We start from the raw sequence: 26358 nt of genomic DNA, 5'->3' as shown, positions 1-26358 counted from the left end.
ACAAGCCTCCTTCACGCCTAGCTTGTTCCAATATATGCTTGTACCTGTTCAGATAGAACCTCTTACATCTCTTGCATGATATACATCTACACTATTATGGATTTTCTGCCTCTTGCTGTGGTTCGAGCGGTGGTACGAGTGTTACAGCTAATTCCGTACCTGCTTGTAACGGCGTTCCTTCAGCCACACTTTGTTCCGTCACATATCCTGTACCAGATGGTTTCAAATTAAGATTTAACGTTTTCGCTAAATTCATTACATCACGAAGCGCCCATCCTTGTACATTTGGCATTAGCGGTTTATCTCCTACTAAGAAGACTCGATCGCCCCTCAATGTTTTTTCAGTCACTTTTGGTACTTGTTGTTTTACTTTTCCTTCACCTAGTATAATTGGACGGAATTCGGCTTTTTCTAATATCGCTTTCGCCTCTTCCATTGTTTTCCCAGTTACATCTGGCACAACCGCCTGCTGCTCTTTCACATATTTCTTCGAATCTTTCACTTCATTCGGTTTAATTTTTAAGTACTCTAAGCTATTTTTCGTTACAGATTTAAACATTTCTGCAAGAGGTTTTGCTCCATATTCATTATCTTTTAATTTCGGTTGCTTAATTGCAAAGTAAACAATTAACTGGGGATCGTCCATCGGTGCCATACCTAGGAATGAAAAAATATAATTTTCTCTGCCTGTCATATATCCGCCTTTTCCATCCGGAATTTGCGCTGTCCCCGTTTTACCACCAACGGAGTATCCATCGATTTTATACGCATTCCCCGTACCTTTTGGCGATGTAACAACTTGTTCTAGTAATTGTCGTACTTGCGCTGCTGTTTCTTTTGAAACCGGCTTTCCTACATCTTCTGGTTTATGCTGTAACTCCACTTTATTCGTTATTGGATCTACAATTCGATCGATGGCATACGGTTTCATCATCTTCCCATCATTCGCAATTGCAGTTGCGGCTTGTACAAGCTGTATTGGCGTTACAGTTGACCCTTGTCCAAATGCAGTTGTTACCTGCTGAATCTGCTGGTCAAATATAATTGTATTCTCACCTTCACCAGGTAAGTCAATACCAGTTTTTTCATCTAATCCAAACTTATGAATATATTGTCGGAAACGCTCTGCACCCAGTTTTTGATCTCCTAAAATAGCAAACGCAACGTTAGAAGAGCGTTCAACACCTTCATCAAATGTAATAGATCCCCAACCTGCACCACCGTTATGGTCTTTTATTTTACGATTTCCAACGGGATATGTACCTGACTGATAATATTCTTGACCATTATATACACCTTCATTAATTGCCGCAGCTAATGTAAAGATTTTCATTGTAGACCCCGGCTCATACGCATTTGCGATTGGATCATTTAAAAAGTATTCAATATCACGCTTATTTGGATCATAGCTAGGTCGACTAGACATCCCTAGTACTTTTCCTGTTTTTGGGTCTGCAACCACTCCAATTAACATGGAAGGTTCATAATGCTGATCAGCTGCTTTCATCGCATCCTCTAAAAACCCTTGAATACGTTGATCAATCGTTAAATATACATTTTGTCCATTTTTCGGTGGCTTCACACTTTGTTTCCCACCATCAAGAGAAACACCATTACGATCTCCTGTATACGCTACACTTCCATTTGAAGCACGCAAATACTTATCTAAACTCTTTTCTAATCCAAATTTCCCCTCCGCAATTCCATTATCGTTAGGTTTTGCAAAACCTAACACGTAAGATGCGAAATCTCCATTTGGATACACCCTAGCTTTTTCGGTAACAAATGAAATGCCTGGTAGCTTAAGAGCTTCTATTTGATCTTTCGTCTCTTTCGTCAAGTTTTTTCCTAACGTTCCAAACTCTACCTGACGCTTATCTTTGTTTAAAGTGGCTAAAATTTCGTCTTCGCCTTTCCCAAGTACGCCTGCAATTTTCTTTGCAGTATCCTCTTTATCTTTTACAGAATCGTCACCTTTTAATTCCGCCACCATCCTGTATGAGTTCGCATCTTGCGCTAACACATGTCCATTCTGATCATAAATCGTTCCACGATTCGCTTCAAGTACGCCATTTTTATTATGCTTTTCTTGTGCAAGTTTCTTTAAATCTTGTCCATGTACCGTTCCTGTCGCTTGAATATAAAAAAATCGGGCTAACAACAGCAAAAAGAGCAGGAGAAAAAATATCATAAAGTAACCTGCTCCTTTATTGGTATGAAATTTGTTCATATTCATTTTCATATTTTCTTCACACCTACTATATTAATGTAAACCTTTCACATTATTCGCATTAATTTCTAACCCGTGTTTTTTTGCGATTTCTGCGATACGTTCATAGCGGCTTAACTTTTCCACTTCAGCTTGTAATTCTTGATTTGTTTTTTGTTGTTTCACAATGGAATTCTCTATTTTTGCTGCTTCCGCATCAACTTGGTACAGTCCTGCTTTATTTCCAATAAAAGCAACGCAAGCGTATAATAAAAAACCAACAAAAGCTACGTACATCAATTTTTCAATTCTTGTAATCTTTGTTTTTACCTTTGATTGTACTTTTTGCTGTGGAATTTGAGTTTGTTCTTGCTCTTGTACTTGTTGTTGTTTATACTTTACAGCTAAATTTGTCATACCTCTCTCTCCTTTTTATCGTTTTTCAGCGATCCGTAACTTTGCAGAACGAGCTCGATTATTTTCTTCTAACTCTTCATCAGAAGGTAAAATCGGTTTTCTTGTAATGAGTTTTAGTTTCGGCTTAAATTCATCCGGAATAATTGGTAATCCTGGAGGAAGCTGTGGCGTTGAACTATTTCGTTTAAATGTTGTTTTACAAATACGATCTTCCAACGAATGGAACGTAATGACACTAATTCTTCCACCAGGCTTGACCATTCCAATCGCAGATTCTAGCGCTTCTTCAAACACTTTCAATTCGTCATTTACAGCAATACGAATCGCTTGAAATACTCGTTTTGCAGGATGTCCTCCCGTTCTACGTGCTGGAGCTGGAATTCCTTCTTTAATTAACTCCACTAACTCTCCGGTTGTTTCAATCGTCTTATTCTCACGATATGCTTCAATTTTCCTTGCAATTTGCTTTGAGAATTTTTCTTCACCATATTGGAAAAAGATTCTTACGAGTTGTTCATATGACCAGTTGTTCACAACATCATATGCCGTTAATGAGGCATCTTGATCCATCCTCATATCTAAGGGTGCATCATGATGATAACTAAAACCACGTTCTGGTGTATCTAATTGTGGGGATGAAACACCTAAATCAAATAAAATACCATCTACTTCTGTTATTCCCAATTCGTGTAATTTCTCTGATAAATAGCGGAAATTACTCTTCACTGTTACAAATTGATCACCATAAGAAGAAAATTTTTCTTTTGCATTTTGAATCGCAATCTCATCTTGGTCAAATGCAATTAACTTTCCTCCTTCCGTTAGTTGGGATAATAAATAAGAACTATGTCCCCCGCCACCTAGCGTACAATCCACATATGTACCACCGGGTTTTATATCCAAACCATCTACTGTTTCTTTTAAAAGAACTGTTACGTGTTTAAACATTGTTGCACCTACTTTTTGCAAAATAATTACGTTGAATGTCTCCTTTTTTCTTTTAATAACCCACACAATGTGCGAGCAAATTAATACTCCGAAAACATATCACATCCAACTTGGCGTCAGTGGAAATCTAATATCCACAAATCGCAGTCTCACTTTATTATATACTAAATTTTATCATTTTTTGCGGGAAATTAAATAAAAACATGTCGAAAAGCACAATAATACGTTTACGTTTTGTTCTATTTTGTCATATGCACGCGTTTCATTGTCAATATCATACTCCCGGTTAATTCGTTCGATAATTCAGAAAAAACTCTTTACAGTAAATTCCACAAATCAAAAATAAAATCCTGCTCCTAAGAGCAAGATTTTATAGTTTTATAATATGATGTTTACCGTCCCAAGAGTAGGATTGCTTCATCACTCGTTCAACAAAGTCTAATCCAAATTGATTTAAATAATAACATATATTCCATACCCGTTCTTGCGGCGCACCTAACGGGCGAAGCGCATATTGCAAACGACGGAATTTATTTAGCTCTACTTCATGTTTTTTCTCAACATTCCGCTTTAACGTTCTTTCTAGCAGCTCCATTTGCTCTTTAATTTTCCATTCATTTTTCTCAGCAAACGATTGTAGTCCTGGATCTACTTTTTTTACAAACGCCTGTAAAGAGCTATGAATATCCATCATTTTCTCCGTCGCTTCTATAAACTGCTTATCAATCGGTTCTTCTATTTGGTTAGAAAGCCACTCTTCACGTAACTTACTTATATCATTCAAAAACGGATCACTCTCTTGTAATCGCAAATCGTGTAGATCTGTAAAAATATCGCGTTCCATGTAGCTCATTGTAAGTCTTGGAACAACAGGAGGCACACGAAAACCAAACACATGAAATACTTGCTGTAATTCACTCCAGTAAGCAATTTCACCAGGCCCTCCAATAAACGCTAATGTCGGAAATATATATTCTTGCATAAGCGGTCTTGTTACAACATTATTGCTAAATCGTTCCGGATTTCTTTCCATTTCTGCTATCAATTCTTCATACGAAAACGAATAAGTACCATCTTTTCCAATAAATTTTCCATTCTCTTCTTCTAACAACACACGTTCTTCATCAATTTGCATAAATATATGCACTGCATTTGGTTTCGTCTCAATAATTGACTTATATCCTTGCTCCCTTACTAATTTCTGTTGCTTTTGAAGACTCGTCTGCACTTCTTTATATCGACTTAGTATTTGTTTAAAAAAGGAGACTTCCAATTTCCTTAACGCTGGATGATGCGAATCAACGAGAATCAAGCCTGAATCTACAAATAATTTCATAATAAGATGCGCAAAGAAATCTACATATGTACGTGAATTCTGCAAAGCATCTTCAACAAACTGTAATACATCCTTTGTAAAATTCGTTTCTGGATATGTTTTAAAAATTTCTTCAAGCCACTTTCTACAATCTTCTATCGAAATGTCAGATTCAGACGCACTCGCCTTTTTCGGATGACGATCATGAAAAATTGTCTTTTTTACTTTTTTATTTTTCATTACAAACACATGGTTAATTTCATCGATATCGTGGTCTTCGCCAGCAATCCAAAAAACTGGAACGACTCGAACTCCTAAACTTGCTTCTTTTTCTTTTGCAAGCTGTAAAATCGAAATAATCTTATGCACAGTATAAAGAGGTCCTGTTAATAATCCTGCCTGTTGTCCTCCAACAACAACATATGTATTTTCATCCGCTAGCGCCTCTATATTCCGAAGAGTATGCTCTCCAGCATGTAAATTCGTATTATATTCTAATAAATGTGCCACTAAGTCCTGACGAAAAAACTTCTTATCACGCAAATCATGCAGACGTTGTCCGAATCCATCTTCTGTTAACGGATAATCGAAGTATGCCTGCACTTCTTTTTTACCCTTCATATAGTCCGCCACAACACCTTGTAGTGGAACAGAGATTTCTTTTATCTCCATATAATTCTTCCTTTCCTATCCTGTTCTCTCACCAATCCAAATTGTAGTCAATGTTCGATGTAAAAGCAAAGAATATCTCTTATCGTGCTAATCCCTTTATTGAATTGTATAAAAATTGCAGTGTGGGAACTTGTTTTTGTTGTTTCCTCGCTTCTTCTATCGCATAGCCAACAATAGCATCAATTTCCGTCTCTCGATTCTCTCTTACATCAGCTAACATAGAAGAGGTATTACTGGCTGTGGTTTCACATACACGACAAACCAATTGCCACAGCTCTTCTTTTTCGCCCTCCCCTGCAAGAAACACAACCTCTTGAAATATTTGCTCCATAACTTTATAAAAATAAGGATTCGACAACAATTCTCCATTTTGTATACCGTATAAAGCTGTTAGCGGATTAATACAGGCATTTATTACAAGTTTATAACACATCGTCTGTTTCCAATTTTCTTCTACTTGCACCCGAAAATATTTTAGAGAAAAACAATCTAATAGTGACTCAAATTGAGACAAATCACCATGTACCACTCCAAATTTCGTCACCCCTACCCCTGTATGCTTCACTGTATATTCATTTTCTTTTTTTGCCCCATGCTCTACAATCCCCACCGCTACATTTTTACACTTTATTTCTTGCAAGATGTGCAGATGAGACATCCCATTTTGTAAAAAGATAATCCGTCTTTGTTCTTTTATGAAAGGAAGTATATTCGCTAAATGATATTGTTTAACAGCAATGAACATATAGTCCATTTGTTCGTCTACAATATTCTCTAATGGCATAACATTTATAAATACCGTTTCCACTTCTCCCTTACAAATACACCTTATCCCTTCCTGCATTAACTTTTCAGCTTGTTCTACTGTTCTTGTAAATAATGTAACATCCTGTTTGTTCTTTTTTAAATAAAAGGCAAATAACAAACCAATCGCTCCCGGACCAACAATCCCAATTTTCATCTCTATCCTTCAGAAGCTCCTAACGAGTGCCAAAAAGAAATATATTCTGCCATTAATTAAAAGCCTTCTGATTTCCTCCCCTCTATACTTGTCCTAACATTAATTATATCTTATTTATATTTCAACAATCGAAAGTACATTTCATAAATATGTATAAATCGCCTTCCTATGACTAGTTTAGCAAACACTTCAAAAAAATACTGAAAGAAATATTCTATTTTCTTCATAAAAATGAAAAAATGAGTTATAATATTATTGAGAATATTTATACTTTTCTTCATTTTCTAAAACGAGAAAAGGATGTGATGTAATGACATTCCCAAAAGTTGAGCGTTTGCTCATCAACTATAAAACATTAGGCGAATTTAAAAAATTTAAAGGCTGCGGTGCTCAAGAACTCTCCATGTTTGAAGAATTACAAGCAAATATTATTGAAAACGGCAGCGAGTCTCCTTTTTACGGCATTTATTACGGTGGATCCCTTATCGCGCGTATGAGCTTGTATATGAGGAGACATGGTGAATCAGATCTTGAGATTACTGGAACTTACGTAGAACTTTCAAAGCTTGAAGTGTTACCAAACTTTCAAAAACAAGGTTTTGGTCAAATGCTTGTTAACTACGCAAAACAGCTACAATTTCCGATCAAAACAACAGCCCGCATTCAATCGGCTGCGTTTTGGGATAAACAAAATTTCAGGCAAGTATCAACGACTGATGGTGAATTTTATATTTGGCATCCAGAAACCAATTTGAATGCGGTTACAAACGAAGAATCAGCATAAAATAAAAACAGCTGTTATTCAGCTGTTTTTATTTTTTCAACTTTTCTAGTGTTTCATGCTCATAAATTGTATCTTTTCCTTTTGTTTCTAGCACCATCACACTTCTTTTTCGATCAATATAATCAAGCAAAGTACGATACTCTTCTTCATATACAGCTAATCGCTGAAGAAGCTGTTCTTTTTCCTTTTGTAACAACTCAATTTTTTGGTGGGATTCTTTTACTTCTTCTTCACCTTTATATTTTTGTAAAAAAGCAATGACATCCTCTAATGTAATCGATACAGGAGAAAACTCCGCCACTTTCGGTTGCCTTACTTCATAATTTTCTACCTTACGAATTTGTTTTGCCTCTTCAATACGTTCTTTATATTGCTTTCTAACATAAGAATTCCATCTAAATCCACATGCTGCAGGTGTACGAGATAAATGTCTACCTACTTCTTTAAATGCGGAAAGTTGCGTTCCGCCTTCACGAATATGCCGGAGTACCACTTCTGCCAGAAGTAAATCTTCATCATCAATCCATGCATCTTGTCTTGTTGTCGCCATCCCTCTAGTCCTCCTTATGCATTTTTTATTAAACATATGCAGTTACTAGAAAAGATAGAATACGAACATGTAAAGAATATATTTTTCTATTTTCTTAAAAATGCTGCAATAGCCTGACTATGCTCTTCAGACTCCCATAAACGTGCACATTCGGTTATTTCTTCTTTCATCCGCTCTCGTAAATTATTTTCTTCCCACTTTCGAATCGCAACAGCTTTATACGCTTTTTGAACTTTGATATTCGGAACAATCATATTCTCTAACCATTTATGACACGCTTTCATGACATCACCGGGAAATACCTCATTTACAAATCCATAGTTACTTGCTTCCTCGGCAGAAAAACGATGTGCTGAACAAAGCATTGTCATCGCTTGATAATAGCAAACCCTCTCATGCAACATCGCAGCCCCTCCCCATCCAGTTATAATTCCTAAATTCCCTTGGATAAAGCCAATGACCGCATCTTTAGAGGCAAAACGATAATCACACGCCACAGCAAGTTCACATCCCCCTCCAATAGCCGCACCATTTATAAGCGCTACTGTAGGGACAGGAAGCGTCATAATATCATACAAAACCCTTCCCATTCGTTCGAGCATCTCATAAGCAGCCCTTTCCGTTTTCAATCCATGAAACTCCTCTAAGTCTCCTCCTGCGCAAAATGATTTTCCATTTCCTGCAATAACCACACATTTAATCCAATCTTCTCGCCTTATTTCTTTTATCAATTTTTCTAATAAATTCGTCATTTCTTTATCAATTGCATTGTGATTCTTTGGGCGATTTAGTGTAATCCACATTACATCTTCTTTCCGCTCCGCCAAAAGTTTCATTATCAATCATCTCCCCTTTCATTTCACAAAACTATGTTCGAGGAGAATGATAAAAAAACCTCTTCTTTCTTCAAGATAGAAAAAAGACAAAAAAATAAACGCAGAAGAATATCTTCTGCGTTTATCTCTGCAATTATTTGCTGATTACTTCTTTACCTTTGTAAGTACCGCATGCTTTACATACACGGTGAGCTAATTTCGCTTCACCACAGCTTGGGCACTCTACCATACCAGGTACTGATAATTTGAAATGCGTACGACGCTTTCTTTTTACTGTTTTAGAAGTTCTTCTAAAAGGTACAGCCATTCTTCCCACCTCCTTAAAAGAAATAGTTATTTTCATATGAAGGCCTGAACCAGTCTTCCGATTATTTGTCAAAAAACTTCGCAAGTCCTGCTAACCTTGGATCAACAGGCTTTTCTTTGCTTTCTTCCGAAATCACTTGCCAGTCTTGACCTTGCGTCGGTGCTCCACCGGAAACATCATCACTGAAAATTTGCATTGGAATCTCCAAAAGTATATTTTCCTTGATTATAGGGAGTAAGTCAAGTACTTCTCCTTCTAAGTAATGGATTTCCGCTTCCGTTTCGTACTCTTCTACTGAAGTTTGGAACACCTCAGTTGTTTTAATGTCAAATGGTAATGTTACATCTACTAAAGAGCGAGAACATGGTAAAACCATGCTTCCAGTTATATGTAGATGAAACGTAAACTTACTGGAGCCAAAATCAACTCTACCTGTTACATGAACAGGATTAATTTCGCGAATTTCTTTCTCGACTACTTTTAGCTCACTTACATCTACCATCTCATCCAATGTCAATCCTTTATGTCTCAATTTATTTAATTGATGGATGGACCATTTCATATCATATCACCTCAAGGCAACAAACAAAATTATAGCTAGCCATTTTATATTTGTCAATGTTTTTTCTTTACACTATAATGAAGTCATTATAGGAAATAATATATAGATTATCATGTTTTTAGAAAAGATGCTACATCGAAAGGAGAGATTATCATAAAGGCAAGCGGTATTATTGTTGAATATAACCCCTTTCATAACGGTCATGCTTATCATGTGCAACAAACAAAAAAGTTAACACAGTCTGACATTACAATCGCTGTCATGAGCGGACCTTTTTTACAACGCGGCGAACCAGCTCTCGTATCAAAATGGTATCGAACCAAGATGGCTCTAGCTGGTGGTATAGATCTTGTTGTTGAGCTCCCTTATGCATTCGCAACACAAAAAGCCGAAACATTTGCTAACGGAGCCATTTCTATTTTAGATGCTCTTGGCGTTTCTGAAATTTGCTTTGGCAGTGAGGATGGAGAAGTTCAAAATTTCTATAACACCATTTCTTTACGTCAAAAAGAAAATGATACCTTCAATCAACTGGTGCAGCAATTTATGGATGCTGGAAACAGCTATGCTAAAGCAACATCTCAAGCCTTCTCACATATTTTATCGGGTGTCAATACTGTTGATATGTCCCAGCCAAATAATATATTAGGCTTACACTACATCGAAGCAATTCTTTCACAAAAGAGTTCAATTCATGCACATACCATCGAAAGGTTCGCCTCCCATTACCATGACGAAACCTTTCAAGATAATCATATCGCAAGTGCAACTAGCATTCGCAAACAGTTATTTAGTAACAATGATTCATTCAAAACCATTTATCCATTTGTACCAAATGATACTGCATCTCTTTTAGAATACTATAAGCGAACATACCATACGCTACATTGTTGGGAAAATTATTTCCCATTTTTCAAATACAAACTCCTTACGATGTCTTCTCAGGAATTACAACATATATATGAAATAGAGGAAGGATTGGAGCATCGTATTTTATCAAAAATATATACTGCCTCCTCATTTCTTACTTTCATGGAAGCGTTAAAAACGAAACGTTATACATGGACTAGATTACAACGAGCATGTACACATATTTTAACGAATACAACAAAAGAGGCAATGGAAAAAGCACATATAGAACACCATTCACCATATATCCGTTTACTTGGTATGTCACAAAAAGGACAAACTTATATTTCGAAACATAAAAAAAATCTAGGGCTCCCACTTCTTACACATACGAAGACATTCAAGCATCCAGTTCTAGATATAGACCGAAGAGCAAATGCTGTTTATTTTTCAGTGTTACAAGAACCTTTACGTACAAAATGTATACAAAAGGATATAACGCAACATCCTATTCGGTACGATGAAACGACGAATACCTTTTTATAAAAAAACCTCTCTAGAGCGAGAGGTTTACTTTTTTTCTAACATTTTTTCTAAATATGTTAACGCATCATCCAATGTATCTACTGGTACAATTTTCATCTTTGTCTTAATATCTTTCGCTGCTTCAAGCGCTTCTTTATAATTCGATTTTGGTGCCCCTTTTTCATTTGGAGCAAAGAATATTTCTGCACGCGCATCACTAGCAGCTACAACCTTTTGTTGAATACCGCCAATCGGACCAATTTCTCCCTTTTCATTAATGGTTCCTGTCCCTGCAATTTCATGGCCTTTCGTCATATCTTTTTCAATTAATTGATTATAAATTTCCAATGTAAACATTAATCCCGCCGAGGGACCACCAATTTCATGTGAATCGATCTTCACTTTTGGATCTACTACTAATTCCTTATAAGGAGCAATTGAAACCCCAATTCCTGCACGACCCTTACCATCAGGAATTTGTTTTAGTGTTAACTTTTCCGATGAACGCTTTTCCTCCCGAATATATTCAATATTTACTACTTCACCTTCTTTTTTCCCTGCCATGTACGCAATAAATTGGTCTATCGCTTCAAAGGGCTGACCATCAACAGCGACAATTACATCCCCAAGTTTTAATTTTCCTTCGGCGGACATATTTTTAGCAACCCCAGCAACTAATACTCCTTTCTCTTGAAAGGAAACTGAACGATTTGCACGTTTATAAGCATTATAAATCGCTGCATTTTGAGATTCTTTCATTGCATACGCTTGGCGAAACTGATACTCCTCATCGCTCTCGCCTTTTTGTAAAATTTCCTCTGCTTTAGAAATGTGATTATATTTATTAAATTGGGCAGTTATTAAATTTATAACATTTGCAGGCCCCATTGAAACTGTCACGAGCATAAAATCACCTGATTCTTTCTTTCCACCATCAACTTGTACATATGGTTCTAATTTTACCGCCATACCTGGCTTTGTTATATAATACGGAAGGCGTACATAGACAAGTAACATTACCAATATAACCCCAATTAAAATTGCATTTAGAAACCGAAAACGCTTAAACATTATTTTTCTCCTTCCACTGCTCAATTAATAAGTGAATTTTCTGAATGTGTTTTTCAGCCTCTTCTTCTCCAACTCGAATAATGTCTTCAATATTGGTGAAAGCACGAGAACTAAATTGTTCTACTGCTGGACGCATCATTAAATCTGAAGCAATTTGCCGATTAACAACCAGCTCATGTTGCATAATTTCAATACTCTGCATAATAACATCGTAAATGGATGTGACTTCTCCGTTTACCTTAATTGGAGATACATCCACAGCAATTACAATATCAGCGCCTAAGTCTTTTACAACGGATACAGGAATACGATCAATCACCCCACCATCTACTAATAAACGATCATCTATCTTCTCCGGTACAAACACTCCTGGCACAGAAATACTCGCCCTCACTGCATCCGCAATAGAACCGCTTGTAAATACAACTTTTTCCCCCTTTAAAATGTCAGTGGCCACAACTGCAGTTGGGATATCTAACTCTTCTATTTTTTTATTATATGTAAACATTTTAATCATATCTTTTACACGTTTTCCAGAAATAAATCCCATTTTGGGTACAGTAAAATCCAAATAATACTTCCTTTTAAATACAGTCGCCATTCGATAGAGTCGCTCAACGTTACAACCCGCCGCATAAAACGTCCCAATTAATGCTCCCATGCTACTTCCTGCAATCATATCAATAGGGATATTCGCTTCACGTAGCACTTTAATAACTCCTACATGTGCAAAACCTTTTGCACCTCCAGATCCAAGAGCTAAGCCTATTTTCGGTTCATTCATTTCCCTCACCCTTAAAATTTTTTCATCCTCTTTTTCATACTTATGGTCTAAACTTACCATGTATCCACGTATACTGAAATGAACATTTTTGGGACAAAGGGGGTTACGTTAAAATGTATGAAAAATGGAAAACAGCTTTTCTCACCATAACGATGCTATTTCTAACATTTTCTCTCGTACTTCACCCCCAAGCCGCTTTGCAATCTTCTATTCGCGGGTTAAATATATGGTGGGAAGTTGTCTTTCCTTCGCTACTACCTTTTTTTATCGTTGCGGAGCTTTTAATTAGTATAGGTGTTGTAAAGTTTATCGGTGTGATACTAGAGCCACTTATGCGTCCACTCTTTCGTGTACCTGGTATTGGCGGCTTTGTTTGGGCAATGGGAATGGCCTCCGGCTTTCCTGCAGGCGCCAAATTAAGCGCGAGACTAAGGCAAAGTAATCAGTTAACACAAATCGAAGCAGAACGACTCGTATCGTTTACAAACTCTTCTAATCCATTATTTATTTTTGGAGCTATTTCTATTGGCTTTTTTAATAATCCAAAATTAGGTTTCATACTCGCTGTTGCACATTATGTTAGCAACTTTACTGTCGGATTACTTATGCGTTTTTACGGCAATAATAATACTTACATAAAAGAAAAACAATCTACTCAAAAACGACCCTTACAACACGCTTTTTCAATTCTCCACGAGACACGTTTGCAAGAAAACAGACCCATTGGGAAACTACTTGGTGATGCAATTATCTCCTCTATTCAAACTTTACTCATGATTGGTGGATTTATTATTTTATTCTCCGTTTTAAATAAAATGATTACTGTCTTCCAACTCACGACAGCACTAACTTTTATTATGCAAAACATTTTAACTTTCTTCCAACTATCGCCACACTTTAGCATTCCCATCTTATCAGGACTTTTTGAAATGACACTAGGTAGCCAAATGATTAGCCAAACCAATCAGACTACAATTCTTGAACAAGCAATGGTAACAAGCTTTATTCTAGCATTCAGCGGCCTTTCTATCCAAGCTCAGGTAGCCAGTATTTTAGCCGAAACTGATATTCGCTTTAAACCATATTTCTTTGCAAGAATTATCCAAAGTATTTTAGCACCAATTTACACTTTTATATTTTGGGTGCCACTTTATGAAAATTTACATTCTTTTTCACCGAATCAACAAGATATTCCTGTATTTTTATTAAACCATTCTTCTATTCTTATGAAGGCTTGGGAACTATTGCTTGACTATGGTCCTACCTTTACACTACTTTGTTTATATCTATATGTTATTTTATTATTCTTACGCATAATAAACAAAGAAAAACCCCGTTCATCTTAACGGGGTTTGAAACTTTTCTTTTAAAGCGCGCTCTACAATAGGAGGAACAAGACCAGCTACATTTCCACCATAGCGAGCCACTTCCTTCACAATGCTCGAACTTAAAAATGAATATTGATTATTTGTCATAATAAAAAAGGTTTCAATATTTTCATCCAACTTACGATTCATCGATGTAATTTGCATCTCATATTCAAAATCGGAAACTGCACGTAAACCACGCAAAATTGCGTTCGCATTACGCATCTTTGCATATTCAACTAACAATCCACTGTGTGAATCAACTTTTACGTTTGGAATATCTTTTGTTGCCTCTCGAATTAACTCTAGGCGCTCTTCGACTGAAAAGAACGGTTTTTTAGAAGAGTTATTTAAAACGACAACATATACTTCGTCAAACACCTTTGCGCCCCTTTTAATAATATCCAAATGCCCAAGAGTTATTGGATCAAAACTCCCTGAAGAAATTGCTATACTTGTCATTCGGTCCCCTCACCTTCATACTTATAAATCGAAATTGCCGTAATCCCATAATTTTCCGCTCTTACCTTTACAAGTCCCCCTATTGTCTCAGGTAAGACTACATCATCCCCATGTTCTGCCATAATCAATCCATCTTTATTCAATAACCCATGTTGGTCCATAACACTAATTAATGAAATGATTTTTTGATCTTTGTATGGTGGATCTAGTAGTATAAGGTCAAATGATAATTCACGTTTAATCAACGCCTTTACAGCACGCTCTGCATCATTTCTGTACACTTCAGCTTGATCATGTACTTTGCAGCTTTCTAAATTTTGATGAATCACCTTCACCGCTTTATTATCTCGATCAACAAAAATCGCTTTGTCGATTCCTCTACTAAGCGCTTCAATTCCAAGTCCTCCGCTACCTCCAAACAAATCGAGGGCAACCCCTCCTTCGAAATAAGGACCAATCATATTAAAGATGGCTTCTTTTACTTTATCTGTTGTCGGTCGCGTCGTATTACCTGGCACAGCCTTAAGCGGATGCCCTTTACATTTTCCAGAAACTACTCTCATTCGCTGTCACTACCTTTATTTCAATCTATCGAGCGATTATTACAAACGTATATCCGCCCTCCATAATCGCTATCAAATCCCGCTGTTTTCTAGATATTTTTCCATTAAAGGGTAACTGAATCTGCTACCTATTAAAAGAAAAAACAATTTATTTTTTTAAAGCCATCATTGTATGATAACTTGTCAGTGTTCCATATGTATATTCATCTCGCTATTTTCGAGTAAGATCTCCTCCACTAACACAAGGTTCACTTTATCTTTTTTATCCTATCATAAAATAAAAGAAAGAAAAATAAAAAGCCGCCGATAAATTTTAAATTCATTATGTATATCTTCATTTAGATTGGACATAAATAAATATAACAACATCACCTTCGATGTTGTTGCCAACCGCGGAGAAGACTTACGTTTCCCCATAAGTTCTTCCTCCGGTTTCTCCTCTCCCTTTGCCTTCTTACTAGTACATACTAGTATAAGAAGGGCCCTGCTTTGCAGGGTTTTTTTCTTTGCCTGCTTTTCATTTTAAAAATGAAATGATACAGTAAAAGAAAGAGGAGGAAATAATATGATTCAACGTTTTATTGAACTAGGAGAAGGCTACTCCGATTTATATGAATTGCTTGAGATTGCAAAAACAAATAAAGATCGTGTATCACATATGTTACAATTCGAAACCTTAAAAAACGATAAAAAAGTATGCTCACTTGTTGTTGTTCTTAAACCAACAACAGTTGGTGACTTCCAACCGCTATACATATGCCGTGAAGGGATCCCTATACTTGATGATACAAAAAGTAAACGAATCGTTTTATTCGAAGAAACGGCTGAACAGATTGGGAAAAAGGTTACTTCCTTTACAGTAAAATCTTCTACAATTTTCCCAGAAAAAGAATTATATTTTAATCACCTTATCGGCATCTTGCGAATGAATCATTTCATCCCCCCAATGCAGTAGCAATGTTTATACTCATTGTATTTTTATTAGTATAAAGAAACCCCCACCAAAATTTAGTGGGGGTCTTTCTTTTTAACTATAGTCGTATTCTTTCGCGCGATCCGGACGTGAATTCTCAAATTCCGTTTTAAGAAACGGGCGATATGATTGCTCAATTTTTTTCACAAAAGGAAGTTTATTTAGTTTTTGCATCATATGCTCTATTTGTTCCATATCACAATATACGACTGCATATTTCAAACGCTTTGATATGTAATGTATATTACCATATTTCCTTAAAATCTTGGCATGTTTCAATGAATGTAAATAAACAATCATACTTTGTCGTTGCCCGAACATAATCTTCTCCATCTTCTCCTTTTATATACGCAGATTCTTGTATCTTATAAACATCAATCAGAAATTTGTGAAATTATAGTACGTTGTAGAATGAGTTCCGTATACGGTTTCTTTCACATTCTAAAAAACGGGGCATATCACCCCGTTTTTTTACAACCACAACTTCCACCAGAGCCACAACCGCCTCCGCATCCACCTGCATCAAAAAACGGATTTCCCGTAGGAACTTTAATAGCAGATGATACTTCAGAACCAATCGCTACACTGACTTCATCTAATAGTTTTTGCAAAGTATTTTCTGCTTTTTTAAAAGCAGCTATCTTTTCATGCAAGTCTACAGAACGTTTTAATTCCCGCATATTTTTCGAAACGAAAGTATAATCAGGATGGTATTTTCCAAAGCGTTGCACTTCTTCATATCGCTCTTTCATTACTGTAAATTGACCAATTAATGTTTGAGCCTCCAAATCTTCCTGTAACGCCTTATAACATTCACGATAACTCTCTGCTATATCTGAACAGACAATCGCTTTTGCAAGCTGTTCTGCTTCGTCTAATATCCTTACGCTTTCAAGCGTCGCTACAATCATGAGAGACACCTCCGAGTATCCATCATAACACATTTAAAGCAGAACTACTAATTTGAATATTACATCTCTAGATAAAGCGAACCGTTCTATATGGACAACACACATTATCCTAATCTCTTATACACAAATATGCTCCGCGATATTATACCGTAGTACATCCCAGCTGCCATTCTCCACTTTCACATAACTAATACACGCATTTTTCAATGGGGTTTTAAATGTAATTTCATTAGGTAAAATTGCATGTAAAATTGCTTTTATCGCATGTGAATGCGCGACAATAATAATACGTTTACCTTCATGTGTTTGTGCAACATCTTTCAATGCGGAAAAGCAGCGATTTACAATCTCTTCATCTGTCTCCATACCTTCTACATTTCCCTCTGCAATAAGCTCTCTAACTGTAGGAATTGGTTTTCCTGATGCCTCTCCAAAATTCCGTTCAACAAATCGCTCATCTAGAAGAATAGACTGCATTCCAACAGCACCTGCAATTGCCTGCGCTGTTTCTTGTGCTCTAATTAAGGGACTACTAATAATTACATCCCACGTTTCCAACTTTAATGCAGCTGCACTTTGACTCGCTTGCTTTTTCCCAACTTCATTAAGTGGAATATCTTCACGTCCTTGAATAATCTCTTGAAAATTCCAATCAGTTTGTCCATGTCGTACTAAACAAATTTCCGTCATGCTATAACTCCTTTTTTCAATAATCTGTTTCTATTGTAACAAAAATTTCGCATGACGGACATAGTTTCCCCTGCCAATTACGTTGTATTTTGCTGCTTCATATATTGGAACATGTCAATCATAATAGAAGCAACCGCCAATTGATTTTGAAATTTTGCAACTTTATCTGGAATTGTCTTTTTATAATACTCTAAGGCTGCTAATTCAAATGCTTCCTTCTCTTCCGGATTACGTGATAATTTTCGATACCAATGGGGTTGCTCACGAATATAGCGCTCTAAATCTTTATCAGCTTTTATAAACTCCATAAGCTCTGCCCTCATCCTCTTTTCCTCCTAATCTTTTCGAAAGAAAAATGGATTATTTTCAGAAGGTCTTTGCTCAGGTTGTGTACGGTTTCCTTGAAATTGTTGAATAACCTGTTGCACACTCCCAATTGCACTCGTTACATTAGCTAAATGTTGCTGCATTTGCTCTGCATCTAATTTTTTAAAAAAAGAAAGCATTTGCCCCATCAAATCGGCCACTTTTTCATCATTCATTTCTTCTTGTTCTGGTGAAGAAATTGCTTCTCCATCTGCTTGATAGGCCTTCCATATCTCGTCTTTCTCCCCAAGTAAATACCATTCCTCATAAAATTGTTGCCATGTTTTTTGACCATTTCGAACTTCATGAACCATTTTAGGGTGATGGTTTACAAACTCTTTAAATTGTTGAACAGAAGGATGTAATGGTCCTTTTGTTTTTGTCATAATCCTCACCTCTTCAGATATATCTACTATATTGTAAGAAAAAAAAGGCGCATGGTTCGCCTATTTTTTAACGATTCATGCACCTTCTCCTATTTCCTAATGAAATTTTGTGTATAAAACTTATCAAATACTCCAACACCTAGCCCAGTAAATTGGTCATTTAACAAGTTTTTTCGATGTCCTTCACTATTCAGCCAACCTTGTACTGCCGCGATCCCATCAGTATGTTGCGCTGCTATATTTTCACCTGCGAGTTGAAATGCAACTTGACCACGCTGTAATCGATCACCTAAAGTCCCAAACTTTGGTGAATCATGTGAGAAATAATTATTTTCTTTCATATCTTTACTATGTCCTAAAGCCACTTCAGCAGTTTGTTGATCCCACATTAGTAATGGCAACTGATGACGACTACGGATAATATTCGTTAAATCTAAAATTTGTTGCATGTTCCCGTGTTCTATTTGTGTCATTTTTTCTGGAGTGATTGGCTGATTTCCCTCTAATTCTCCAGAATATACAAGCTGATACGGTCTTTGTCGAAGCAATGTCTCATCATCCATATACCGAACTCCAACAAGTTCATGTGTGAATTTATCAAAATATAATTGCGCCCAACCATCCTCTATTGAAACAAGTGGTTGTTCTGTTATTTCATTATCAGATAATTCAAATTGATAACTACTCCTTCCTTCCTTCAACGAAATTTCATGTGAAAATGGACTTTTTTTATAAGCATTTTCATATTTTTCATTCATCCGAAATGGAGCAATATCCAACTGGTTTCCACCAACATAAGCTGTTACAATTTTATGTTCTGCAACACCAAATTGTACATACTTTGATAAATCTTGATTATAAATCCACCACTCATAGCCATACGCAGAAGGTTCAATTCGAGCTGGCTCACCCCAGTTTGCTAATAAACTTTCCGAGTCGCTACCTATTAATTGAGAGATTGTCTCTGGGAACCCTTCATTTATCTGTTTCTTTTTCTTAACAATCTTATGTTCCTGTTTGGAATGAGATGGCGGTAATATATATTGCGAAACGAGTAATTTCCCGTATAAATCAATTGCTAAAATAAAAACCGTAATCATTACGATACGTAATAATTTTTTCAAACAATATACCTCCTGGTCAAACACGAAATTGAGATATACACAAATATTTCCTTCTTTTTTTGTGTGTACCGTACTATTTTCACTATATCATACTTTCATAAAAAAAGCCGTGATTCACCCTTTTCTCTCAATACGAATTGCGATTTCTCATTATTCATACTATTATAAAATTAAAGAGTTTCAAATAAAAATAAGGAGGGGTTCCATGCAATTTACACATTCAAAAATTATTGGTGCAGTAGTTGATTTCACATTATTAACGGAGGTCATGCAAAATCAACATTTTGTACTCGCTGGGCAATGGGATTATGAGCGAGTTACATACGACTATAAGTTTGAAATATTAAAGGATGTATACTATTTACGGGTACAAGGACTTGCTATAGAAGGAGAAATCGGAGGAAGGCATGCACAAGTTAAATTACTTCCTCCATTGTTAGGAAAACATTATTATCCACATGGTGTTGAATATGGAGAGAATGAAAATTTCCCTACAAATGTACTTCAAAAAAGCGAACAACTTTTGCAAAATATCGAAAAAGAATTGAAGGAATTTCAAATTATCGAGTAACTAAAAGAGGCATGCCCATATGGACATGCCTCTTTTATTTCGTTTGCAAATACGGAGGCACTGCCTGTAGTTGTTCCTCATCTTTTTTGCGTTCTTTACGTGCCCATTTAAAGAATACATAACCAATAATTGTACCATACACTATTTCCTGGACAATTTTCATAATAATGCCACCTGTTTGTTGATCTTGTACAATCGGCATCCAGTGTAAAAATTCTGGTCCAGTTATATTTAAATCCGTTAGCATTCCTGCAGGTACACAAAGTTCCATCGCTTTCATCCATGCACTAGGATCTGTATATGTAGCAAACAACGACTCGCTTGCAAAAATAATTAATGCACAAGCTGGTGTTAATAATACACCATTCGCAAACATATAACCGATTTTTTTAATCTCACTTAATGTTTGATATTCCGGCAGTGGATTTAACATTGGCCACCACAGCATCATTGCCGTGAAAAATATAACAGCTAGAAAAATAGGATGAGCAACTTGATTTTGCTTTACAGCATCGAACACAACAGGTAAATGGTAAATGGAGAATAATCCATTAAAGACAAACAGAGCAATAAGTGGTTTAGCAAAAACGGTCAATATCACTTGGACAAAACGAAAAGAAGTAATATATTTGTATAGCCAAACCGGAATCCCTAATAATAACAATGGTGGTACCGCGATAAACATTACGGCCATTTCAAACATATGCGCACTAAACACAATATGTCCTAGTAAATCAATAGGTCCGCCCTTTACAAAATATAATAGGACAATCCCAGTCGTAAAATAAAATATCTGTTTTTTATTTACCTTTTCTGCATTTTCGAACCGATTCCTATATGGCCCGATAATAAGAAAGTAACAGATAAGGATAGAAACCATAAACAGTAAAAAGATCGGGCTCCATAAAGCTTGAAAACCAAATATCCATAAGTTGCTCACTTTTACACCCACCCTTTCAATATGAACTCCTTACCCTCATAGGAAAAAGGGAGCGAAGATGACTTCATGCTCCCTAGCCTTTACTTTTTTAAACCCACACAATCGTCATAAAAGCTAAAATTGTTAGCAACCCTACTAATAATCCCGAATATAGAAAAAAGGCTGCTGCTTCATGTCCCTTATGACTCATATGCATGAAATAATACAATTGAAATATTACTTGCACAACAGCTAGTAATAAAATAAATGGTACTGAAAAAAGAGGACTAAATGTTTTCGGATAAGCGACTGCCACAAAAGCTACAATCGTTAAGAAAATCATTAACCCAAATGTAATCACTTGATGCCTCATTTCCTCTGCACTTTTTTTTCTACGATAAACGAGATCTACCTTTGAGTTACTTGTATTTGTTTGCTTTATCGCCATTGTTTATCCCACCATTCCCATCAAATATACTACAGTGAAAATAAACACCCAAACTACATCAATAAAGTGCCAGTAAATAGATGCAACATAAAACTTCGGGGCATTATATAAATTCAGTCCCCGCTTTGCATTCCGAAAAACTAATGTTAAGATCCATAGCAATCCAAACAACACGTGTAATCCATGAGTCCCAACAAGCGCATAAAACGCTGAACCAAATGCACTACTTCTCATCGTATGTTTGAATTCATGCGTGTAATGATAAAATTCATAAATCTCAAACCCTAAAAACCCTAACCCTAATAATACTGTAACAATTAACCAAAGCTGCATCTGCTTAAAGTTAAAGTTCTTCATATGATACATCGCATACACACTTGTTAAACTACTTGTTAGCAAAAGCATTGTCATAATAAAGACAAGTGGCATTTGAAACATTTCTTGAGAAGTGGGGCCACCATTTGTAGAATTTTTCAACGCTAAATATGTGCCAAATAAGGAAGCGAACAATACTGTTTCGCCTCCAAGAAATAGCCAAAATCCAACAAACTTATTTTTCCCCTCAAGGGTTGCTTTTTCAGGCTCTGCTGGAAATGTTTCATTTGTTAATTTTTCCTCTACATGCATTACGCTGTGCCCCCCTTATCATCCAAATCTTCTTTATGAATATGATACCCATGATCATCAATTACTGAACGGAAGAACATTGCACCAAACGTAATGATAAGCCCAATAATTGCAACTAATAACCAAAACTTATCTTTTCCACCTTGCATATACATTGCACCAAATGCCGCTATAAATAATCCAAGCGATATAACAAATGGCGAAAATGAAGAGTTCGGCATATGAATGTCACTAACAGGCTCTGCTGGTGTCATTTCTTTATTCCCTTCACGTTTCTCAATCCAAAACGGATCCAGCCCTCGAACGAACGGCAATTGCTTAAAGTTATATTCTGGCGTTGGTGCTGGCATTGTCCATTCTAATGTGCGGCCATCCCATGGGTCGCGGCCCGCTTTTTCTTTAGACAACGATGTTTTTACAACATTGAATAAAAGAACAATCGTTCCAAGAGCCATAAATACAGCACCAATTGAACTAATTAGGTTCCCTGTCTCCAATCCTTGTCCTGGTAAATACGTAAAGTAACGACGCGGCATACCAATTAAACCAAGGAAATGCTGGATAAAGAATGTTAAATGGAACCCGATAAAGAACAACCAAAATGTGATTTTTCCGAGTGTTTCATTTAATACTCTGTTAAACATAAGCGGCCAATAATAATGCGCGCCTGCTAATAATCCAAATACAACCCCACCAACGATTACGTAGTGAAAATGCGCCACAACGAAATAGTTATCATGGAATTGATAATCAGCAGGAGCTGAAGCAAGCATAACCCCTGTTACCCCACCCATTACAAATGATGGAATAAATGCAACAGCCCACATCATTGGCGTTGTAAACCTGATACTCCCGCCCCACATGGTAAAGAGCCAGTTAAATATTTTAATACCGGTCGGAACTGCAATTGCCATTGTTGCCACTGAAAAAATAGCATTCGCAACAGGACCAAGACCAACTGTGAACATGTGATGCGCCCATACCATAAATCCTAAAAATCCTATCAACACTGTTGCAAATACCATAGACGAATAACCAAATAGGCGTTTTTTAGAAAATGTAGCGAAGATTTCTGAGAATATTCCGAAAGCTGGGAGTATAAGAATGTACACTTCTGGGTGACCGAAGATCCAGAATAAATGCTCCCATATAATCGTATTCCCCCCTAAAGCTGGGTTAAAGAAACTTGTACCAAATAGGCGATCTAACATAAGTAGTGCCAATCCGACTGTTAATGGTGGAAAGGCAAATAAAATAAGTGAAGACGTTACAAATGTTGTCCATGTAAACATCGGCATACGCATATATGTCATTCCAGGTGCACGCATATTAATAATTGTGACTAGGAAGTTTATACCACCAATCAGTGTACCTATACCCGATATTTGTAATCCTAGCACATAAAAATCAACACCATGTCCTTTAGAAGCAAGTGATAACGATGCATAAGATGTCCATCCTGCATCAGGTGCTCCTCCCAAAAACCAACTTAAGTTTAAAAATACTCCACCAAAGAAAAACAACCAAAATCCAAGTGAATTTAAAAATGGAAACGCCACATCGCGTGCCCCAATTTGAAGTGGCACAGCAGCGTTCATAAATGCAAACACGAGCGGCATAGCTGCGAGGAAAATCATTGTTGTACCGTGCATTGTTAATACTTGATTGTAAGCATCCCCAACAAGAAAAGCATTGTTTGGAATGGCTAATTGAAGACGGATAAATAATGCTTCTATTCCGCCGATGATAAAAAATAATCCACCTGCAATTAAATAGAGAATGGCAATCTTTTTATGGTCTACTGTCGTCAAATAATCCCATATAACAGCACCCATCCCCTGTTTCTTTGCTACAGAACTCACGTTTTCAACCTCCCCTTCGCAAATAATCCCTCTTTACTTCTCAACTTTTAACGTTTTCAAATAGGCATTTAACGCCTCTACTTCGTTATCCGTTAAGTTGCCATATTTACCAGTCATTTTATTTCCTGGCTTCATATTTTCAGGATCCTTTAGCCATTTTTTTAGGTTTTCTTCATTATTTTCAGCAATGCCGGCAACCATATCGCGATCAGCAAAATTCGCTAGGTTCGGTGCGATACGTGCAGAAGGTGGTCTACTATCATTTGATCCAGTTGCATGACAACCGATACAGCTTTTGTTGAATATTTCTTTGCCTTCTTGTTCTTTTGTAGAAGCTACTTCCTTCTTGCCATCAAGTTTCTTCATATCTGCAATCCAAGTTTTGTACTCGCTTTCATCAACAGCTTTTACTTTAAATTGCATTAAAGAATGTGATGGGCCGCAAAATTCTGTACAAAAACCATTATAAGTGCCCGATTTATCTGCCTTTAACCACATTTTGTTGACATTATCTGTATTCGTATCCATTTTTCCAGCTAAAGATGGAACCCAAAACGAATGTTTAATATCAGCACCTTTCAGATTCAAATACACTTTTTTACCTGTAGGGATAACTAAATCTTGCGAAGTTACTATCTTTTCTGATTTGTAAGAAAATTCCCACCAATAAAGATTCGCTGTTACATCAACAACGATTGTATCTTTATCAATATTCTTTTTCTCCATCGCACTTACGTCAGCAAGCTTGAAGGTATATGTAACAGTCGGAACAGCCAATATTAGCAAAAGAATAATTGGAATGACTGTCCATATAATTTCTAGTTTGTGATTTCCTTCAACCTGCTCTGGGATATAATCCTCTTGACCCTTCTTTTGTCGGAAACGCACAATTACATACAAGAAAATAATAGTAACTACAAGTACAACGCCTACCATAATCGCACTTGCTAACAAGAGTAAATCATATTGCATTTTTGCTACTTCACCTTGCGGAATTAAAGTAGATTGAAAGGCTTTACCGCATCCCCCTAACAGTAAAGCCAGCAGTGAAACGAATGAAAGCAGTCGCCACTGTTTCTTCATACAAACAACCCCCACTTTCTTTGTGAATTAGATTGTACTTTATTTATAGTAAGTAAAGTAAATCTCAACGTAAAGAAATCCCCTCATGTCGTTGTCTTAGAAGAATGTAACTACAATCATTGACACAAATAAGATTGTCAAGTAATTCAAGGAGTAAACAAACATTTGTACGGACCATTTGATGTCATCTTTCTTACGGAATCCATAGAATCCCAATACAATCCATCCGATGTTAAGCAATGTTGCAATTACCATGAATGTTACTCCAAGTCCACTCATATAAAATGGTAATGGTAATAAACATACTGTCCAAATCATGATTTGACGTTTTGTAATATCAAATCCGTGTACAACAGGAAGCATTGGAATGCCTGCATTTCGATATTCATCAACACGTTTCATCGCTAATGCGAGGAAATGTGGGATTTGCCAAATAAACATAATTAAAAATAACATCCAAGCAATCGGATGATCTAAACTAGGATCAATTGCTGCCCAACCAATTAAAGGTGGAACTGCTCCAGATACACTACCTACTACTGTATTTAGTGTATATGCTCGTTTTGTCCAAAGCGAATATAAAACAACATATGTGAAAGCACCAATAAAACCTATAATTGCTGCCATTGGTGTTGTAAATAACAAGAATACAAAACCAAGAAGCAGTAAAGTAATACCTAATGTTAACGCAAAACTAGGTTTATATTTCCCGGTTACGGTTGGACGATTTTTTGTCCGTTCCATTAAATGATCGATATCCCGGTCAATATAATTATTCAAGCTACATGATCCTGCCATAATTAAAGCAGAACCGACAATTGTAAAGAACATTTTATCCAAATGGTTAGCAGCATTCAATCCATTAAAATGTAAAGCTAACCAAAATCCTGTAAACACCGTAAGTGTATTCGAGTTTACAATCCCCATCTTAACGAGCGCTAATAAATCTTGTACACGTGTTGTTTCCGGCACATCTGTTATAGCTGACTCATCATGCAGCTCACTTGTTGCATGGTTCATCATTTCAACCCCCTCTTAAAACTTTCATCCTTCTTTCGCGTCTTTACTTTACAAGAGTAGTACGCTTCTATTTAGCAATATTATTACAGTAGAAATGTTGTTTTCTTACTCTACTACTAATCTACGCTCATACTCGAATATATTAAATCATATTTCCTAAATAATTTGTGAAGAAAACATGAACTTTTTGTGTCGA

30 protein-coding genes are annotated in these 26358 nt (G+C 36.4%); 5 read left to right on the top strand and 25 right to left on the bottom strand.

The window, feature by feature from the left end:
• Window positions 1–94: 94 nt before the first annotated feature.
• The 5 genes from LOK41_RS06825 to LOK41_RS06805 form a co-directional block, all read right to left on the bottom strand.
• A complete protein-coding gene (locus LOK41_RS06825) occupies window positions 95–2242 on the bottom strand; it encodes a PASTA domain-containing penicillin-binding protein (protein WP_241815803.1) in 2148 nt (715 codons plus the stop codon).
• Window positions 2243–2263: 21 nt separating this feature from the next.
• A complete protein-coding gene (gene ftsL, locus LOK41_RS06820; protein WP_174099285.1) occupies window positions 2264–2626 on the bottom strand; it encodes a cell division protein FtsL in 363 nt (120 codons plus the stop codon).
• A 15-nt stretch (window positions 2627–2641) separates the two neighbouring features.
• A complete protein-coding gene (rsmH, locus tag LOK41_RS06815) occupies window positions 2642–3574 on the bottom strand; it encodes a 16S rRNA (cytosine(1402)-N(4))-methyltransferase RsmH (RefSeq protein ID WP_174099284.1) in 933 nt (310 codons plus the stop codon).
• 370 nt (window positions 3575–3944) lie between these two features.
• A complete protein-coding gene (bshC, locus tag LOK41_RS06810) occupies window positions 3945–5561 on the bottom strand; it encodes a bacillithiol biosynthesis cysteine-adding enzyme BshC (RefSeq protein WP_241815802.1) in 1617 nt (538 codons plus the stop codon).
• Window positions 5562–5640: 79 nt separating this feature from the next.
• Window positions 5641–6522: a 2-dehydropantoate 2-reductase gene (locus LOK41_RS06805; protein WP_241815801.1), complete on the bottom strand. Its 882-nt coding sequence runs from the start codon at window positions 6520–6522 to the stop codon at window positions 5641–5643.
• Window positions 6523–6832: 310 nt separating this feature from the next.
• Here LOK41_RS06805 and LOK41_RS06800 point away from each other — a divergent pair, with 310 nt between their 5' ends.
• The gene (locus tag LOK41_RS06800; protein WP_241815800.1) at window positions 6833–7306 is read left to right on the top strand and encodes an N-acetyltransferase; all 474 of its coding nucleotides are present in this window, start codon (window positions 6833–6835) and stop codon (window positions 7304–7306) included.
• Between the two features lie 28 nt (window positions 7307–7334).
• On the opposite strand, the gene LOK41_RS06795 is transcribed toward LOK41_RS06800, so the two are convergent.
• From LOK41_RS06795 to LOK41_RS06780, 4 genes are all read right to left on the bottom strand, one after another.
• The gene (locus LOK41_RS06795; RefSeq protein WP_241815799.1) at window positions 7335–7856 is read right to left on the bottom strand and encodes an RsfA family transcriptional regulator; all 522 of its coding nucleotides are present in this window, start codon (window positions 7854–7856) and stop codon (window positions 7335–7337) included.
• Between the two features lie 86 nt (window positions 7857–7942).
• Window positions 7943–8692, bottom strand: a complete 750-nt coding sequence (locus LOK41_RS06790; protein WP_241815798.1) for an enoyl-CoA hydratase/isomerase family protein — start codon at window positions 8690–8692, stop codon at window positions 7943–7945.
• 133 nt (window positions 8693–8825) lie between these two features.
• Entirely contained in the window at window positions 8826–8999 is a 174-nt protein-coding gene (gene rpmF, locus LOK41_RS06785) for a 50S ribosomal protein L32 (RefSeq protein ID WP_001984764.1), read from the bottom strand.
• A gap of 61 nt (window positions 9000–9060) precedes the next feature.
• Window positions 9061–9561, bottom strand: coding sequence for a YceD family protein (locus LOK41_RS06780; RefSeq protein WP_241815797.1), 501 nt, complete (start codon window positions 9559–9561; stop codon window positions 9061–9063).
• Window positions 9562–9714: 153 nt separating this feature from the next.
• On the opposite strand from LOK41_RS06780, the gene LOK41_RS06775 reads away from it, so the two are divergent.
• Window positions 9715–10956 carry a nucleotidyltransferase gene (locus LOK41_RS06775; protein WP_347269293.1) on the top strand — a complete coding sequence of 414 codons (1242 nt, stop codon included), beginning with the start codon at window positions 9715–9717 and terminating at the stop codon, window positions 10954–10956.
• Window positions 10957–10980: 24 nt separating this feature from the next.
• On the opposite strand, the gene LOK41_RS06770 is transcribed toward LOK41_RS06775, so the two are convergent.
• Window positions 10981–12006 carry a SepM family pheromone-processing serine protease gene (locus tag LOK41_RS06770; protein WP_241815795.1) on the bottom strand — a complete coding sequence of 342 codons (1026 nt, stop codon included), beginning with the start codon at window positions 12004–12006 and terminating at the stop codon, window positions 10981–10983.
• Window positions 11999–12790: a patatin-like phospholipase family protein gene (locus LOK41_RS06765; RefSeq protein WP_174099278.1), complete on the bottom strand. Its 792-nt coding sequence runs from the start codon at window positions 12788–12790 to the stop codon at window positions 11999–12001. Before LOK41_RS06765 ends, LOK41_RS06770 begins: the two co-directional genes overlap by 8 nt.
• A 113-nt stretch (window positions 12791–12903) precedes the next feature.
• Between LOK41_RS06765 and ylbJ the strand changes: the two genes are divergently transcribed.
• Window positions 12904–14136: a sporulation integral membrane protein YlbJ gene (gene ylbJ / locus LOK41_RS06760; RefSeq protein WP_241815794.1), complete on the top strand. Its 1233-nt coding sequence runs from the start codon at window positions 12904–12906 to the stop codon at window positions 14134–14136.
• Here ylbJ and coaD read toward each other — a convergent pair.
• Entirely contained in the window at window positions 14128–14619 is a 492-nt protein-coding gene (gene coaD, locus LOK41_RS06755) for a pantetheine-phosphate adenylyltransferase (protein ID WP_017151158.1), read from the bottom strand. The two genes, ylbJ and coaD, sit on opposite strands and share 9 nt — an antisense overlap.
• Window positions 14616–15182, bottom strand: a complete 567-nt coding sequence (gene rsmD, locus LOK41_RS06750) for a 16S rRNA (guanine(966)-N(2))-methyltransferase RsmD (RefSeq protein WP_241815793.1) — start codon at window positions 15180–15182, stop codon at window positions 14616–14618. The genes coaD and rsmD overlap by 4 nt, the downstream gene beginning before the upstream one ends.
• Window positions 15183–15747: 565 nt before the next feature.
• Between rsmD and LOK41_RS06745 the strand changes: the two genes are divergently transcribed.
• Window positions 15748–16137, top strand: a complete 390-nt coding sequence (locus LOK41_RS06745; protein ID WP_241815792.1) for a DUF7147 family protein — start codon at window positions 15748–15750, stop codon at window positions 16135–16137.
• 72 nt (window positions 16138–16209) lie between these two features.
• Here the strand turns inward: LOK41_RS06745 and LOK41_RS06740 are convergent, their stop codons facing one another.
• The 6 genes from LOK41_RS06740 to LOK41_RS06715 all read right to left on the bottom strand — a co-directional run bounded on the left by LOK41_RS06740 (window position 16210) and on the right by LOK41_RS06715 (window position 19632).
• Entirely contained in the window at window positions 16210–16476 is a 267-nt protein-coding gene (locus tag LOK41_RS06740; protein WP_026049165.1) for a YlbG family protein, read from the bottom strand.
• 137 nt (window positions 16477–16613) lie between these two features.
• Window positions 16614–17066, bottom strand: coding sequence for a YlbF/YmcA family competence regulator (locus LOK41_RS06735; RefSeq protein WP_241815791.1), 453 nt, complete (start codon window positions 17064–17066; stop codon window positions 16614–16616).
• Window positions 17067–17183: 117 nt separating this feature from the next.
• Window positions 17184–17756, bottom strand: a complete 573-nt coding sequence (locus tag LOK41_RS06730) for a histidine phosphatase family protein (protein ID WP_174099273.1) — start codon at window positions 17754–17756, stop codon at window positions 17184–17186.
• Between the two features lie 77 nt (window positions 17757–17833).
• Complete coding sequence (locus LOK41_RS06725) at window positions 17834–18079, bottom strand: YlbE-like family protein (RefSeq protein ID WP_174099272.1); 246 nt, start codon at window positions 18077–18079, stop codon at window positions 17834–17836.
• 12 nt (window positions 18080–18091) lie between these two features.
• The gene (locus LOK41_RS06720) at window positions 18092–18508 is read right to left on the bottom strand and encodes a YlbD family protein (RefSeq protein WP_241815790.1); all 417 of its coding nucleotides are present in this window, start codon (window positions 18506–18508) and stop codon (window positions 18092–18094) included.
• Between the two features lie 89 nt (window positions 18509–18597).
• Window positions 18598–19632 carry a CAP domain-containing protein gene (locus tag LOK41_RS06715; RefSeq protein WP_241815789.1) on the bottom strand — a complete coding sequence of 345 codons (1035 nt, stop codon included), beginning with the start codon at window positions 19630–19632 and terminating at the stop codon, window positions 18598–18600.
• Window positions 19633–19837: 205 nt separating this feature from the next.
• On the opposite strand from LOK41_RS06715, the gene LOK41_RS06710 reads away from it, so the two are divergent.
• Entirely contained in the window at window positions 19838–20203 is a 366-nt protein-coding gene (locus LOK41_RS06710) for a YugN family protein (RefSeq protein ID WP_174099269.1), read from the top strand.
• Between the two features lie 34 nt (window positions 20204–20237).
• Here the strand turns inward: LOK41_RS06710 and ctaG are convergent, their stop codons facing one another.
• The 6 genes from ctaG to cyoE all read right to left on the bottom strand — a co-directional run bounded on the left by ctaG (window position 20238) and on the right by cyoE (window position 26162).
• Complete coding sequence (gene ctaG / locus LOK41_RS06705) at window positions 20238–21143, bottom strand: cytochrome c oxidase assembly factor CtaG (protein ID WP_241815788.1); 906 nt, start codon at window positions 21141–21143, stop codon at window positions 20238–20240.
• Between the two features lie 88 nt (window positions 21144–21231).
• On the bottom strand, window positions 21232–21570 hold the full coding sequence (gene ctaF, locus LOK41_RS06700; protein WP_017151147.1) for a cytochrome c oxidase subunit IVB: 339 nt from the start codon (window positions 21568–21570) through the stop codon (window positions 21232–21234).
• Between the two features lie 3 nt (window positions 21571–21573).
• A complete protein-coding gene (gene ctaE, locus LOK41_RS06695) occupies window positions 21574–22197 on the bottom strand; it encodes a cytochrome c oxidase subunit III (RefSeq protein ID WP_000557899.1) in 624 nt (207 codons plus the stop codon).
• Window positions 22197–24032: a cytochrome c oxidase subunit I gene (gene ctaD, locus LOK41_RS06690; RefSeq protein ID WP_241815926.1), complete on the bottom strand. Its 1836-nt coding sequence runs from the start codon at window positions 24030–24032 to the stop codon at window positions 22197–22199. The genes ctaE and ctaD overlap by 1 nt, the downstream gene beginning before the upstream one ends.
• Window positions 24033–24092: 60 nt before the next feature.
• Window positions 24093–25142: a cytochrome c oxidase subunit II gene (coxB, locus tag LOK41_RS06685; protein WP_241815787.1), complete on the bottom strand. Its 1050-nt coding sequence runs from the start codon at window positions 25140–25142 to the stop codon at window positions 24093–24095.
• Between the two features lie 96 nt (window positions 25143–25238).
• Window positions 25239–26162 (bottom strand): heme o synthase, encoded by a 924-nt coding sequence (cyoE, locus tag LOK41_RS06680; protein ID WP_241815786.1) that lies wholly within the window; start codon window positions 26160–26162, stop codon window positions 25239–25241.
• Between the last annotated feature and the right edge of the window lie 196 nt (window positions 26163–26358).

The organism is Bacillus sp. TL12 (assembly GCF_022625245.1).
Classification (GTDB): domain Bacteria; phylum Bacillota; class Bacilli; order Bacillales; family Bacillaceae_G; genus Bacillus_A.
This window is presented reverse-complemented; position numbering and strand designations above follow the sequence as displayed.